The sequence below is a fragment of the Mycobacterium sp. IDUB_9 genome (assembly GCF_055419505.1).
On sequence record NZ_JBVAXU010000006.1, the window covers coordinates 269375 to 283696 of the forward strand.

A 14322-nucleotide genomic window follows, 5' to 3' on the forward strand; every position below is an offset into this window, starting at 1 on the left:
CGCTGGGTCCGCGCGTTTCTGAGCGCTGGGTCCGCGCGTTTCTGAGCGCCGGCTCAAATCGGCTTGATGGCGTTGATCAACCAGTTCCCACCGATCTTGCGGTAGTCGACGCGCAGTCGGCTGCCGTCATACAGCGGCTGGCGGGACTGGTCGGTCACGGTGCGATTCATGTACACCAGCACGGACCCGGAATCACGCTGCGCGGTCATCACACCGATGCCGACGACGCTGATCTGGACCACCAGCTGACGCTTGCGTGCCTCAGGGATCACCTTGGCGGTGGCATCCTGTTCGAACTGCTGCCGGAAGTCGGGGGCGAGCAGCGGATACGTCTCCATCAGGCTGCGCTCGACGGTCTGATAGTCGTAACCGAACACCTTCGGGATCTGCTCGGCCGCCAGCGTCGGAAGTTCAGCCCTGGTGGTCTCCTGGCCGCGCTGCGACACGCGGTTCCAATACAGCGAGCCACCTACCGCGGCCAACCCGACGAACGCCACCGTCAGCAGACCGATCAACAGGGAAGTGAGTTTAGAGCGCATCAGTTTCCACCGTCGGGGTACTTGAGGTCGTATCCGGTCATGTGCCCGTTGTCGTCCTCGTGCACGATCACCCGCAGTCGGTAGGGGCGGGTCGGCGAATTGACGCCGTCCACGTCGGTGACCGTGACGCGCACCGCCACGAGCACCGAGGCGTTCCCGGCGATCTCGTCGACCTTCTCCAGCGCCGCGCCGTTGATCACAGCCTCCGAGCTGGCCTTGGTGTCGCGGAACAATGCCTTGAGGTTGTCGGCGTTGCTCCCCTGGCTCATCATGTCGCGCAGCGGGCCGCTGGTGCCGTCGATGAAGCGGTTGACGCTCTCGTCGATCGTGTCCTGGGTGTAGCTGAACATGTTGATCACGGTCTGCTTCCCGGTATCGACGAAGCTCTCGTCGCGGGCCTGCACGGCGTCCACCGCATGCTGCTGATCGCGCATCACGTAGGCCAGCGCTCCCAACGCCACGGTCCCCAGGCCCAGCGTGAGGGCCGCCACCAGGGCCACCAGGGTGCGGTGGGGGCGCCGCCGGGGCGGCGCTTTGAGCGGTGCCGGCTGGGATGGCTTGGCCGCCGTCTTGGCCGAGGGCTCCACCACCACCGCGGTCTCGGTCACCTCGCCGGCGGACCCGGCCCGGGTGGGGCCGGCCGCCCTGGACGCGCGCCTACGCACCGGCCTCGTGTTCGAGGCGGTTTCTTCGATCATCAAGCCTGCCTTGGATCCAACATCAGGTCTACCCAGGTCTCCGCTGGTGCCAGTTTGTCGGCGCCGGCTGCGTATACGCCGGTGCCTCCCTCGGCGTCAGCGAAGACCCCACTGTGCTGATCGTAGGTGGCCGACGCGGGTGCACTGGCCAGAGGTGGTGCCTCGGCCGGCAACGGCGCATCTGGAGCGGGCGCCGGAGCCGGAGCTTCCGGAGCCCCGGGAGGCGTCCGGCCGTACGGCGGCACGATCTGATCCGGTGGCGCGAAGTACGGCCACGGCGGCGGCGGCGTTCCCGGCTTGTTCGGCGGCACCGGCAGCGGGAACGGCGCGTGCGGCGCGGGGCCGGGACCGGGCTCGGCTCCGGGTGGCAGCTGCACCACGGGCGGGCCCGGATCCGGATCCACCTGCGGCGGGATGTTCGGGAACTTGTTGGGCGGCAGGATGTTACGCCCGTCTTCGATCGGCGTGCCGTACGGAACCGGCGGACCGCGCCACGGGTTGCTGCCGATCGGCACAAAGCCCTTGGGATCACGGCACAGCTGGATGGTGGGTGCCCGCTTTCCGGGGAACTCCATGCACGGGTAGTTGCGTGCACCGCGCACCACTGCCGGATCATTCTGCGCGGTCTTGCAGTACAGATCGGGCGGGAGCTCCCGCAGGGTCTCGTCGGCCGGCGAGCGGATCTGGGTCGCCGGGATGAAGCCCGTGTTGCAGGGCGGCGGATCACCGAGGTCGATCTTGAAGTCCAGCTTGGCGCCCTCGTCGGCGGGCGCCCCGCCGGCAACGGTGCTCAGCGCTGCCATCAGCGCCGGGAAGATCACGAGCGCCTGTTCGATCGACTTGCTGTAGATCACCCCGATGCGGCCGAAGTTCGCCAGGTTGGCCGCCAGCACCGGGAACGTGGGCCGGATGCCGCTGAACGCTGTGTTGGCGGCCTCGGTGGCGCCCGGAACGGTCTTGAGGGTGGCGCGAAGCTGCGGATCAGCCTTGTTCACCTCACCGGTGAACCGGGCCAGTCCGTCGGCCAGAGAGCGGATGTTGTCGCCACTGCGCATCTGGGCTTCCAGGAACGGTCCGGCCTGGTCGATCAGCTGAGTGGTCTCACCGTAGTTGGCGTTGGCCTCGTCGATCAGCAGTCGTGAAGATTCGATCAGCCGGGCCAGTTCCGGCCCCGACCCGTTGAACGCCTTGAAAGTCTCACGCAGCAGATCCTGCAGCCGGCTGTTGCCGATGCTGCTGACCAGGGTGTCGGCTTCGTGAAGCATCCCGGCGATGTCCTGGCCGACCCGGGTGTTCTCCTGCTTGATGGTGGCGCCATTGCGGAGTTTGTCGGTCGATGGTGACTCCGGTGGGATCAGATCGATGTACTGCTCACCGACGGCCGAGACACTCTTGACCGTGGCGGTGACGTTGTCGGGAATCGCCGTGTTGCTGTTGAGCTGCATCTTGGCGACCACGCCATCGGTTGCCAAGCCCACCGAATCCACCCGCCCGACCGTGACGCCACGGTAGGTGACGTTGGCGTTCTGGTAGATCCCGCCACCGGCCAGGAAGTTGGCGTTGACGTGATAGGTGCCGATACCGACCGCAGCGGGCAGGTGCAGATAGAACAGCGAGATGGCACCCACAGTGAGCACCGTGACGACCCCGAAGATCATCAGCTGTATACGGGTGAGCCGGTCGATCATCTACGGCTTCTCCTCGTGCTGGGTGGCAGTTCCGGCCGGGATCTTGAACGGATCGGCAGCCTGACCGGACAGGTTGGCCATCGCCCCGGTCAGGAAGTCCGGCGGATTAATCACCTCACTGAGGTGCTTCATGTTGGGGTCGAAGCCCCCGGTGGTGAAGATCGACTCCCCGAACCGGCGCAGGGTCAGGTCGAAGGTGACGTACACGTTCAGGTAGTCGCCTCGCACCGCCTGGCGCAGGTACTTGTAGTGGAACGGGAAGGTCGGCAGGAACTCGAGGTCCTTGATGAAGTCGTCGGCGTTGTCGTTCAACGCCTTGATGACCGGATAGAGATCCTTGAGGTCGGCCGCAAAATCGTCCTTGGTCTGCGACAGGATCCGCGAGCCGACCTGGGCGAAGCTGCGCAGCGCGGTGAACGCGTCGACGATGTTGGACCGGTTGTCGTTGAGCACCTTGAGCGCACCGGGCAGCGTGTCGAGCGTGCGGCCCAGGCTGTCCTGGCTCCGGGCCAGGATCGACGCGAACCGGTTCAGCCCGTCGGCGGCCGCGACGATGTCGTTGGTCTGCTGGTCCAGCGACGCGGTCAGCTCGGCCAATCGCGGGATCAGATCGGCGAAGGTGCCGGCCCGCCCTGCGACGGCCGCGTAAGCCTCGTCGGTGATGTCCTGCAGCGCACCGAGATTGCCCTTGTTGACCACCATGCCCAGCGAGGAGAGCACTTCCTCGGTGGTCGGATAACGATCGCTCTGGGACAGCGAGATGTTGGAACCCTGACCCAGGCGCCCTTCGGCCGGTCGATCGACAGGTTCGGCCAACTCGATGTGCTGGGAGCCGAGCAACGAGGTCTGGGCAACGCGCGCAACGGCATTCGCCGGGAGCTTGACGTCACCGTTCAGCGACAGTTGCACCGCCGCGTAGAAGGTGCCGTCCGAGCGCTGGACCGCATCCACCCCCGACACGCTGCCGACGGTCACGTCGTCGACCATCACCGGTGAGTTCTGCGGCAGGGTCGCCACATCGGGCAGCTGCACGGTGATGGTGTAGGAACCGGACCCGTGCCCTTCGGTACCGGGCATGTTCAGCGAGTTGAGTCCGCCGAACTGGCAGCCGGCCAGCAGCATGGCGCCACTGCCGATCGCCAGTGTGCGACCGCCGATCCGGGATACCTTACCCCTCAATGCTTTACCCCTCATCATCCGCCGGCCCCAGCTTCAGCGGGCGCGGCTACAGGTCCGGGCGCGGGCGCATCTGCCGGCGCGGGTCCGGGTGCGGGCCCTACCCCGGTTCCGGCTGCCGGCGCGGGTGCATCCGGCGGCAGGATCAACGAGCTCAGCGTCGCGTCCGACGGGATCTGCGGCGGGGTGACGCCAGGCGCGTTCTGCCACTGCAGGTACGGCACCGGGGTCTCCGACTTCGCCTCGGTCGCCGGGGTGTCGTATTGAATCTGACCCTTGTAGGCGGTGATGGTGTTGACCGGATGGAACAGCACCGGCGGGTAGTTCATCGTGATGCGGCGCAGCACCGGCGCCATCCGTTGCCGGCAGATCTCGGCGCGCTTGTAGTTGTCCGGGTTCGCGCCGGTGTCGAAGTTTCCACCGCACAGGAACTGCACCGGGTTGGCGAAGTTGGGCAGCGACAGCAGACCACCGACAGTGCCCTGCGCCGGGTTGTAGATGTTGTAGAAGTTCGCCAGACCGTTGGGCGTGACGTGAAGGATCTGTTCGATGTCGTCACTGTGGTCGGTGAGAATCTGGGTGAAGTCGGCCAGCTTGCCCACCTGGGCGATCAGCGCATCATTGCTCTCGTTCAGGAAACCGCGAACGTCACCGAGTGCCTGATTCAGCGTGCCCAGGGTCTCGTCGAGGCCACTGGCGCTGTCCGCCAGCACCTGCGACACCGACGCCACATGATTGGTGAACTGCACGATCTGTTCGTTGCTGTTGGACAGCGCGTCGACGAGGATCTGCAGGTTCTTCACCGTGCCGAACAGATCGGTCCGCGAATCACCCAGACGGCCTGCGGTCTGGGACAACTCACGCAGCGCATTGCGGAACGAGTCGCCGTTGCCGTCGAACGTGGTCGCGGCCTGGTCGACGAACGCCGCGATCGGGCCCTGCACCGAGTTGGCCTGCGGTCCGAGTTGCGAACTGAGCTGGGTGAGTTGCTCCTTGACCTCGTCCCATTCGACGGGCACTCCGGTGCGGTCGAGTCCGATCGACGCGCCGTCGGCGATCACGTCGCCCTCTGTGTAGGCGGGGGTCAGCTGAATGAACCTGGCCGACACCAGGTTCGGCGACAGGATCAGCGCCTTGGCGTCGGCGGGCACCTTGACGCCGCGATCCAGGGTCATCTCGATCTTGACATCCGTCGGCCGCGGTTCGATGGAGTCGATCGTGCCCACCGGCACGCCGACGATCCGCACCTCGTCGCCGGGGTACAACCCGACGGCATTGGTGAAGTACGCGGTGAGCTTGGGGCCGGTGCGTGAAGGCCACACCTGGTACACGCCGACGGCGAGGACCGCCAGCAGTACTGCGGCCAGCGCAATGCGCAACCACCGGTTGCGGCCGGATGAGACCGAAATTTCTCGTGAAATTGGCACTGTCATGGCGATTTCGGCCTAACGATTACCCGTTCGGAGATGTAGCCACGCAGCATGTCGGCGAGGCTGTCGGGCAGTTTGCCCGGCTGGAAGTAGGTGTCGAGAAGTACCTCGGACATGGCCGCCGGCGGCAGTCCGTACAGGTTGATCTGGAACCCGGGGCCCGAGCCCACCACCTCGCCGAGCGCGGTGGCATACCCCGGCAGCCGCTTGAGCGCCTCACCGATGTGCTCGCGCCGCTCCAGCAGGTTGTCCATCACCAGATTGAGCTTCTCCAGCGCCGGCTTGAACTCCTTGCGGTTATCGGCGACGAATCCCGAAAGCTGTTTGGATACATCATCGATACCGGCGATCAGGTTGCTCAGCGCCTGCCTGCGCTCATCGAGCGCGGCGAACAGCTGATTGCCGTCGTTCAGCAGCTGGTTGACCTGCCCGGCCCGCTTGGCCAGGAGATCCGACACGCGCTTGGCGTGGGCCAGCAACCCCTCGAGGGCCTCATCCCGCTTGTTGATGGTGCGGGACAGGTTCGTGACGCCGTCCAGGGCACCGCGCAACTGTGGGGTGGCGTCGCGCAACGTGTCGGTGAGCGTCTGCAGCGCCTGCTCGAACTTCGGCTTGTCCAACTCGCTGACGTTCTGCCCGAGATCCTGCAGCGCAGTGTTCAGCGTGTACGGAGTCGTGGTGCGTCCCAATGGGATAACCGTCGACGTACCGAAGCCCTTCGGGGTCACCGAAAGCGACTTCTGGCCGAGCACCGTATCCGTCTTGATCGCCACCAGCGACTGGTCGCCGACCTTGATGTTCCGGTTCACGGTGAACTTGACCTTGGCGGCGTCGCCGGCCAGGGAGATCCCGGTGACCTTGCCGACCGTTATGCCCGAGATGTTGACGTCGTTGCCCGGCGAGATCCCACCGGCATCGCTGAAATAGGCCTCGAACTGCTTGCCCTGCGGGAAGAACGGCAGGCCGGTATAGCCGAACGACACCAGGACCAGACACGCCACCACGAAGATGCCGAGGATCCCGGTACGCACGGGATTCGACTCACGCGAACTAGTCATTCTTCGGCGCACACCTCCCCTTAGACGGGTCCGGCGGGCCGCCGAACGGAATCAGGATGTCGCTGCCCGCAGGTCCATTGACCTTCAAGCGGACCGAGCAGTAGAAGATGTTGAAGAACGAGCCGTAGGCACCGAGTGCGTTGAGCCGCAGGTAGTTCTCCGCCAACGGCTCGATGACCTTGTTGACATCGCCCTTGCGTTCGTCGAGGCGCTGCGCCAGCGGGCGGGCATTCTCGATGACTCCCTGCAACGGGCGGCGGGACTTCTCCAGCATGTCGGTCAGGTCGTTCTCGGCCGAGGCCAGCGGTTCGATCGCGCCGGCGATCGGATCACGGCCCTCGGATAGGCCGGTGATCAGCTTCTGCAGCTCGTCGACGCTGGTATCGAACTGAGTGCCCTTCTCGTCCACCGTGCTGAGCACAGTGTTGAGGTTGGTGATCACGTCACCGATGAGTTGATCGCGGGCGGCCAGGTTCTGGGTGAAGGCGCTGGTGCTGGTCAACATGTTCGCCAACGCGCCGCCCTGGCCCTGCAGCATCTCGATCACCGCGTTGGAGATCTCGTTGACCTTCGCGCCGTCCAGGCCCTTGAGCACCGGCCGTAATCCGCCCAACAGCGCATCGAGGTCGAGGGCCGGCTGGGTGTTCAGTGCCGGGATGGTCGCGCCGGGCGCCAGCTTGCGCAGTTCCCCCGGGCCCGAGGTGATCTCCAGGAAACGGTCGCCGACGAGGTTCAGGTAGCGGACCTTGGCCTGGCTCGATGTGTAGAGCTGGTACCGCTTGTTGACGTCGAAGGCGACATCGACAGTGTTGTCGGGGTTCAGCTTGACGTCGTTGACCTTGCCCACCGGAACCCCGGCGATGCGGACGTCCTGCCCGGCCTTCAGCCGCGACGCCTCGCTGAACGTGGCGTGGTAGCTGTGGGCCGAGGCAAAGCGGAACTCGCCGAAGACCACCACCAGCATGGCTGCCACCAACAGCATCGCAACGGTGAAGATGCCGACCTTGAGCATGGTCCGATCAGTGCCTGCGCCGGACGTCATCAGAATCGGTCCCTTTCTGCGAACGCACCGTTGAACAGGAACTGCAGCGTCGCGGGCGCGTCGAACTGCACTTCGGTGTTCGGCTGGAACGGGATGTACGCATTGTCGGTGACCACGAACGGGGCGTGGTACCAGCTGCCGCCGAATTGCTTGGTGGGTATGTCGGGAAGGCCGCGGCAGTTCGGCCCGCCGGAGGCGTTCACCATCGGCAGGCTCTCCGGATAGGTGTACGCCGGGGATCCCGGAAGGAAGTTGGAGTTGACGTACAGGCCGGGCCGGATACCGCCGATGATCGGGGCGAACCGGTCGACGCCGATGGACACACCGCGCAGGAGACAGCCGATTTCCGGCGAGTAATCGCCGGCGACCTTCAGCGGTGCCCGCAACCGCTGGATCGCCGCGATGTAGTCGTCAGCCGCCGGCTCCAGGGTGGCGGTGCCGTTGTTGGCCAGCCCGGTGGCCGCCAGCAGCGTGGCATTGAGGTTGGTCTTCTCGTCGACGATCGTCTTGTTCAGCGCCGGAACGTTGTCGACGATCCGGGCCAGGTCCGGACCGGCGTCGCCGTAGATGTTGGCCACCACCGCGGCCTTGGCAAAGTCCTCCTGCAGGGTCGGCAACTTCGGGTTCAGTTGCTGCAGGTAGGAATTCAGGCCCGACAAGGCCGCGCCCGCATCGTCGCCATGGCCGCGCAGACCCTCGCCGAGGGCCGTCAGCGTGGCGTTCAGGCTGACCGGGTCGATCTTGTTGAGCACATCCGACAGCGTCTGGAAAAGGGTGTTGACCTCCAGTTGCACGTCCTTGGCGGCCACTGTGCTGCCCGGCCGCAGCGAGCCCTGCGGCTGCTCCGGTGCCAGGAACTCCACCGACTTGGCGCCGAAGATCGTGTTGCCGGCGATCCGCACGGTGGCGTTGGACGGGATGTAGCGCATCTCGCCGCGCTTGATCGACAGCGTCAGCTTCGCTTCGTGACCGGCGTATTCGATGTCGGCGACCTTGCCGATCTGGATGCCGCGGTACTTCACCTTGGCATCGCGCTCCATCACCAGGCCGGCTCGCGGTGCGGTCAGGCTGACGGTGTCGGTCGGCGTGAACGCTGCTGTGTACGACAGATAGGTGAACACCACGGCGACGGCCACGATCGTCGCCAGGATCGCCGCAGCGATCCTCACATGCCTGCGGTGCTTGGAGGTTGCGTCTGACATCGCCGCCTACCCGGAGAGGTTGAAGTTGCCGGACGCGCCGTAGACGGCCAGGGAGATGAACAGGGTGATGGTGACGACGACGATCAGCGAGGTGCGCACGGCCTGGCCGACCGCGATACCGACGCCGACGGGGCCGCCGGAGGCGTTGTAGCCGTAATAGGTGTGCACCAGCATCACCGCGATGGCCATCACGATCGCCTGGAGGAAGGACCACAACAGGTCGCTTGGTATCAGGAAGGTGTTGAAGTAGTGGTCGTAGAGGCCGGCCGACTGCCCGTTGATGAACACGGTGGTGAACCGCGCGGCGAAGAAGGCGGCCAGCACCGACAGCGAGTACAGCGGAACGATCGCGATCAGCCCGGCCAGCAGCCGGGTGGAGACCAGATAGGACACCGCGTGGACGGCCATCGCTTCGACGGCGTCGATCTCCTCGGCCACCCGCATCGCGCCCAGCTGAGCGGTGGCGCCCGCGCCGATCGTGGCGGCCAGGGCAATACCGGCGATCACCGGTGCCACGATGCGCACGTTGAGGAATGCCGAGAGGAAGCCGGTCAGGGCCTCGATACCGATGTTGCCCAGCGACGAATAACCCTGAACCGCAATGACGCCGCCCGAGGCCAGGGTGAGGAAGGCCGCGACACCGACGGTGCCACCGATCATCACCAGGGCGCCTGCGCCCATGGTCATCTCGGCTACCAGGCGGATGGTCTCCTTGCGGTAGCGGTTGACCGCGTTGGGCAGGTACCGCATCGTCTCGCCGTAGAACAGTGCCTGTTCGCCGATGTTGTCGACGGTCTTGGGCACACTGCGGAACAGCCGCCGGAAGCGGAGGGTGGCGTCATAACTCATGGTTGTCTCTTCTTCGCGCAAGCGCTCATCAACGGACCAGCACTCTCACGCCGATAGCCGTCATGATCACGTTGATGACGAACAGGCAGATGAAGGCGTAGACCACCGTTTCGTTCACTGCGTTACCGACACCCTTCGGGCCTCCTTTGACGGTCAACCCGCGGTAGCAGCCGACCAGGCCGGCCACCACGCCGAACAGCAGAGCCTTGATCTCGGCCAGCACGAGCTCGCCGAGCCCGGTCAGCACGGTCAGGCCGTTGATGAAGGCGCCGGGGTTCACCCCCTGGAGAAATACCGAGAACGCGTAGCCGCCGGCGATGCCGATCGCACACACCAGACCGTTGAGCAGCAGCGCGACGAACATCGACGCCAGCACGCGCGGCACCACCAGGCGCTGGATCGGGTCGATGCCCAGCACCCGCATCGCGTCGATCTCCTCGCGAATGGTGCGGGCGCCGAGGTCGGCACAGATCGCTGTGGCGCCGGCACCGGCGACCACGAGCACAGTCACCACCGGGCCCAACTGCGTGATGGTGCCGAATGCAGTACCTGCGCCCGACAGATCGGCTGCGCCGATCTCACGGAGAAGAATATTGAGAGTAAAGGCCACCAGGACCGTGAACGGAATGGCCACCAACAGCGTGGGTACCAGCGAGACGCGGGCAATCATCCAGGTCTGGTCGAGGAATTCCTTGAGCTGGAAGGGTCGACGAAAGATCTTGGCGAACGTGTCCAAGGACATCTCGACGAAACCGCCAACGGCCCGGGCGGGAACCGCAAGCTGTTCGATCAACCTGGACTCCGTTCTCGGCGTACTCGGGTGGGGAAATTTCGCGGAAACTCGCGTTAGCGAAAAACTGACTGCCACATGTCGTGGCCGTCCCCCCACCCCTTGGTCTTATTGCGCTCTTAGTGAGCCGGATCATATTAACTAGAACATGTTCGCACTGTCAAAGAATTCAAATTATCGGCTTAAACAGCGGTTTTCCCAGCTCAAGATAGGTGCGGTCACCCCTTGAATAGAACGCGTTCCAGTGCCATTGAGCGACCCCAAACGAGACTGTCAGTCTCGTGAAGTCATCAGTTCAGTGGCCGAGAATCCACGCTCCAGGTCACGATCAGCAAAGTATTCGTGCAGTGCCCCGCTGAGGTCTGCCGGGTTCCAGGCGGCGGAGTCCGCAGTGAAATGCATCTCCGCTGTCGGGGGCGCGACCAACGTGACAGTTGGACCATAGACGATGAACAGCTGACCGTTGACGGCTTCGGACGCCGGCGCAGCCAGGAATCGCACGAGGGTGACGACGTGGTCGGTCGACAGTGGGTCGACCTGACCGTCGGCCACCTCGGGCGCGTCGCCGAAGACGCCTGCGGTCATGGCCGTGCGGGCCCGCGGCGCGATCGCGTTGGCCCGTACACCGAAGCGCTCCAGAGCCCGGGCCGCCGACACCGTCAACGCAGTGATTCCCGCCTTGGCGGCGCCGTAGTTGGGCTGGCCGACGGGACCCGACAGCCCGGCTTCCGACGAGGTGTTGATGATCCTGCCGTAGACCGTCCCGTCCCCGGCCTTGGCCTTGTTGCGCCAGTAGACGGCGGCGTTGCGGGTCAGCAGGAAGTGGCCGCGCAGATGCACCGCGATGACCGCGTCCCACTCCTCGTCGCTCATGTTGAACAGGATCCGGTCGCGAGTGATACCCGCGTTGTTGACGACGATGCCCAGGCCGCCCAGACCGTCGGCGGTCGCGACCAGCTCATCGGCGGTCGAGCGCACGCTGATGTCTCCGGCAACCGCGACACCCTTGGCGCCGGCGGCCGCGATCTCGTCGAGGACATCAGAGGCGTCCAGCGCGCCGGCCATGTCGTTGACCACCACGGTCGCCCCGGCCTTGGCCAGGCCGATGGCTTCGGCACGGCCCAAGCCTGCGGCCGCGCCGGTGACCACGGCCACTTTTCCGGACAGATCGATCTGAGCATCGTCGGTCATTTATGAATACCTCTAGTCTTTTCGGATCAGGGCTGCGCGGGGGCATTCGGCGATGGACTGCTCGGCCAGATCCTCCTGGTCGGCAGGCACCGGATCGGACTTGACCACGGCATAGTCGTCGTCGTCAAGATCGAACAAATCGGGGGCAATACCCACGCAGACCGCATTGCCTTCGCAGCGATCACGGTCAACTTCTACTCGCATGGCGACCTCCTCACGACGTGTGCACGCACGGGGCTGCGTACGTGCAGCCACAGAATACGACCACACCTGACGGATACCAGTCAGACACCGGCCTGGATCCTAAGACTAGAACGTGTTACAACCAGGTGAGAACTCAGGTCTATCAAGCAGTAAGGATGCAGCGCAATGCGGATCGGTTACACCCCCGAGCAGGAGGAGCTGCGCCGCGAGTTGCGCGCGTACTTCTCCAAGCTGATGACACCCGAACGGGTCGAGGCCCTCAGCTCGTCCGAGGGCGAGATGGGACGCGGCAACATCTATCGCGAGACCGTCGCGCAGATGGGCAAAGACGGCTGGCTGACGCTGAGCTGGCCCGAGGAATTCGGCGGACAGGCCCGCCCACCCATGGACGGATTGATCTTCACCGACGAGGCCGCCATCGCCGGCGCCCCGGTGCCGTTCCTGACGATCAACAGCGTGGCGCCGACGATCATGCACTTCGGCACCGAGGAGCAGAAGAAGTTCTTCCTGCCCAAGATCGCCGCGGGCGAGCTGCACTTCGCGATCGGCTACTCCGAACCCGGCGCGGGCACCGACCTGGCTGCACTGCGGACCACTGCGGTCCGCGACGGCGATGACTACGTGGTCAACGGCCAGAAGATGTGGACGAGCCTGATCGCCTACGCCGACTACGTGTGGCTTGCCGTGCGCACCAACCCCGAGGCCAAGAAGCACCGCGGCATCTCGATGCTGATCATGCCGACCACGGCCGAGGGCTTCTCCTGGACTCCGGTGCACACCATGTCCGGCGTCGACACCAGCGCCACTTACTACCAGGACGTGCGGATCCCGGCCACCAACCTGGTCGGCGAGGAGAACGCCGGCTGGAAGCTCGTGACCAACCAGCTGAACCACGAGCGCGTCGCCCTGGTGTCCTCACAGCCGATCTATGTCGCGCTCGACGGGGTCCGCGAGTGGGCCCAGAACACCAAGGACGTGCACGGCAAGCGGGTCATCGACTCCGAGTGGGTGCAACTCAACCTGGCGAGGGTGCACGCCAAGGCAGAGGTTCTCAAGCTGATCAACTGGGAGCTGGCCTCGTCCACTTCCGCACCTTCACCCGCGGACGCGTCGGCGGCCAAGGTGTACGGCACCGAGTTGGCCACCGAGGCCTACCGCCTCCTGATGGAGGTCATGGGCACCGCGGCGACCTTGCGTCCGGACAGCGCCGGTGCGCTGCTCCGCGGCCGCATCGAGCGGTTCCACCGGTCGGCGCTGATCCTGACCTTCGGCGGCGGCACCAACGAGATTCAGCGTGACATCATCGGCATGGTCGCTTTGGGCCTGCCCAGGGTCAACCGGTAAGGACGGCACACCAATGGATTTCAAGACGACTGAAGAGGCCGACGATCTCGGCGGCCTGGTGCGCACGATCACCGAGTCGGTGTGCACACCCGAACGCCAGCGCGAGCTCGACGGGCTGGAGCAGCGTTTCGACGCCGAACTGTGGGCCAAGCTGGTCGAGGCCGACGTGCTCTCGGCGGCGGCGCCGGAGTCGGTGGGGGGCGGTGGTTTCGGCGTGCTCGAGCAGGCCGCCGTGTTGACTGCGCTGGGCCGCCAGTTGGCGGCCGTGCCCTACCTGGATTCGGTGGTGCTGGGAGCCGGCGCGCTGGCCGCGTTCGGGTCCGAGGAACTGCGCACCCAGTGGGCTGCGCCCGCGGTGTCCGGCGACAAGATCCTCGCTGTGGCCCTCGACGGCGAGATGGGCCAGGGCCCTGTGCAAGCTCAGGCGGATGGTCCTGGGTACAAGCTCACCGGCACCCGCACCCAGGTCAACTACGGACCGATCGCCGACGCGTACCTGGTTCCGGCCGAAACCGATTCCGGGGTCAGTGTTTTCCTGGTTTCCGGTGATGATCCCGGCGTGACGGTCAGCGTGCTGAGCACCACCGGTAAGGGCAGTGTCGCCCACCTGGAGCTGCAGGCCACCGCGGTGGACGCCACACGCGTCGTCGGTGGCGCAGAGGTCGCCCAGTGGCTGACCACACACGCGGATCTGGGCCACAGCGCCTACCAGCTCGGTGTGTTGGAGCGGGCGTTGGAGCTGACATCCGAGTACGCCCGCGAGCGCGAGCAGTTCGACCGGCCGATCGGCAGCTTCCAGGCTGTCTCGTCGCGACTGGCCGACGGCTACATCGACGTCAAGGGCCTGCGTCTGACGCTGACCCAGGCGGCGTGGCGGTTGTCCGAGAACCTGCCTGCCGACATTGATGTCGCCAGCGCGGCGTTCTGGGCTGCCGAGGCCGGCCATCGCGTCGCACACACCGCGGTGCACGTGCACGGCGGTGTCGGCATCGACATGGACCACCCGGTGCACCGGTACTTCCTGGCCGCCAAGCAGACCGAGTTCGGGGTCGGCGGGGCCACCGGCCAGCTGCTGCGCATCGGCCGCGAACTCGCCGATACCCCGGTTTAG

14 protein-coding genes are annotated in these 14322 nt (G+C 65.5%); 2 read left to right on the forward strand and 12 right to left on the reverse strand.

Annotated elements, in window-relative coordinates; all coding sequences use genetic code 11:
* Window positions 1-53: 53 nt before the first annotated feature.
* The 12 genes from ACZY08_RS24375 to ACZY08_RS24430 all read right to left on the reverse strand — a co-directional run bounded on the left by ACZY08_RS24375 (window position 54) and on the right by ACZY08_RS24430 (window position 11867).
* Complete coding sequence (locus ACZY08_RS24375; protein ID WP_463746977.1) at window positions 54-539, reverse strand: mammalian cell entry protein; 486 nt, start codon at window positions 537-539, stop codon at window positions 54-56.
* Window positions 539-1237 (reverse strand): mammalian cell entry protein, encoded by a 699-nt coding sequence (locus tag ACZY08_RS24380; RefSeq protein ID WP_463746976.1) that lies wholly within the window; start codon window positions 1235-1237, stop codon window positions 539-541. The genes ACZY08_RS24375 and ACZY08_RS24380 overlap by 1 nt, the downstream gene beginning before the upstream one ends.
* Entirely contained in the window at window positions 1237-2925 is a 1689-nt protein-coding gene (locus ACZY08_RS24385) for an MCE family protein (RefSeq protein WP_463746975.1), read from the reverse strand. The genes ACZY08_RS24380 and ACZY08_RS24385 overlap by 1 nt, the downstream gene beginning before the upstream one ends.
* Window positions 2926-4047 (reverse strand): MCE family protein, encoded by a 1122-nt coding sequence (locus ACZY08_RS24390; RefSeq protein ID WP_463747228.1) that lies wholly within the window; start codon window positions 4045-4047, stop codon window positions 2926-2928.
* Between the two features lie 71 nt (window positions 4048-4118).
* Complete coding sequence (locus tag ACZY08_RS24395) at window positions 4119-5534, reverse strand: MCE family protein (protein ID WP_463746974.1); 1416 nt, start codon at window positions 5532-5534, stop codon at window positions 4119-4121.
* Window positions 5531-6589, reverse strand: a complete 1059-nt coding sequence (locus ACZY08_RS24400) for an MCE family protein (protein ID WP_463746973.1) — start codon at window positions 6587-6589, stop codon at window positions 5531-5533. The genes ACZY08_RS24395 and ACZY08_RS24400 overlap by 4 nt, the downstream gene beginning before the upstream one ends.
* A complete protein-coding gene (locus ACZY08_RS24405) occupies window positions 6582-7631 on the reverse strand; it encodes an MCE family protein (protein ID WP_463746972.1) in 1050 nt (349 codons plus the stop codon). Before ACZY08_RS24405 ends, ACZY08_RS24400 begins: the two co-directional genes overlap by 8 nt.
* On the reverse strand, window positions 7631-8833 hold the full coding sequence (locus ACZY08_RS24410; RefSeq protein WP_463746971.1) for an MCE family protein: 1203 nt from the start codon (window positions 8831-8833) through the stop codon (window positions 7631-7633). Before ACZY08_RS24410 ends, ACZY08_RS24405 begins: the two co-directional genes overlap by 1 nt.
* A gap of 6 nt (window positions 8834-8839) precedes the next feature.
* Window positions 8840-9682: an ABC transporter permease gene (locus ACZY08_RS24415; RefSeq protein WP_135452328.1), complete on the reverse strand. Its 843-nt coding sequence runs from the start codon at window positions 9680-9682 to the stop codon at window positions 8840-8842.
* A gap of 28 nt (window positions 9683-9710) precedes the next feature.
* Window positions 9711-10475 (reverse strand): MlaE family ABC transporter permease, encoded by a 765-nt coding sequence (locus ACZY08_RS24420; RefSeq protein WP_166906603.1) that lies wholly within the window; start codon window positions 10473-10475, stop codon window positions 9711-9713.
* A gap of 270 nt (window positions 10476-10745) precedes the next feature.
* The gene (locus ACZY08_RS24425; protein WP_463746970.1) at window positions 10746-11663 is read right to left on the reverse strand and encodes a 3-oxoacyl-ACP reductase; all 918 of its coding nucleotides are present in this window, start codon (window positions 11661-11663) and stop codon (window positions 10746-10748) included.
* Window positions 11664-11675: 12 nt separating this feature from the next.
* On the reverse strand, window positions 11676-11867 hold the full coding sequence (locus tag ACZY08_RS24430; RefSeq protein ID WP_036391771.1) for a ferredoxin: 192 nt from the start codon (window positions 11865-11867) through the stop codon (window positions 11676-11678).
* A gap of 165 nt (window positions 11868-12032) precedes the next feature.
* Here ACZY08_RS24430 and ACZY08_RS24435 point away from each other — a divergent pair, with 165 nt between their 5' ends.
* Both ACZY08_RS24435 and ACZY08_RS24440 read left to right on the forward strand, forming a co-directional pair.
* Window positions 12033-13211, forward strand: a complete 1179-nt coding sequence (locus ACZY08_RS24435) for an acyl-CoA dehydrogenase family protein (RefSeq protein WP_463746969.1) — start codon at window positions 12033-12035, stop codon at window positions 13209-13211.
* A 13-nt stretch (window positions 13212-13224) separates the two neighbouring features.
* Window positions 13225-14322, forward strand: a complete 1098-nt coding sequence (locus ACZY08_RS24440; protein WP_463746968.1) for an acyl-CoA dehydrogenase family protein — start codon at window positions 13225-13227, stop codon at window positions 14320-14322.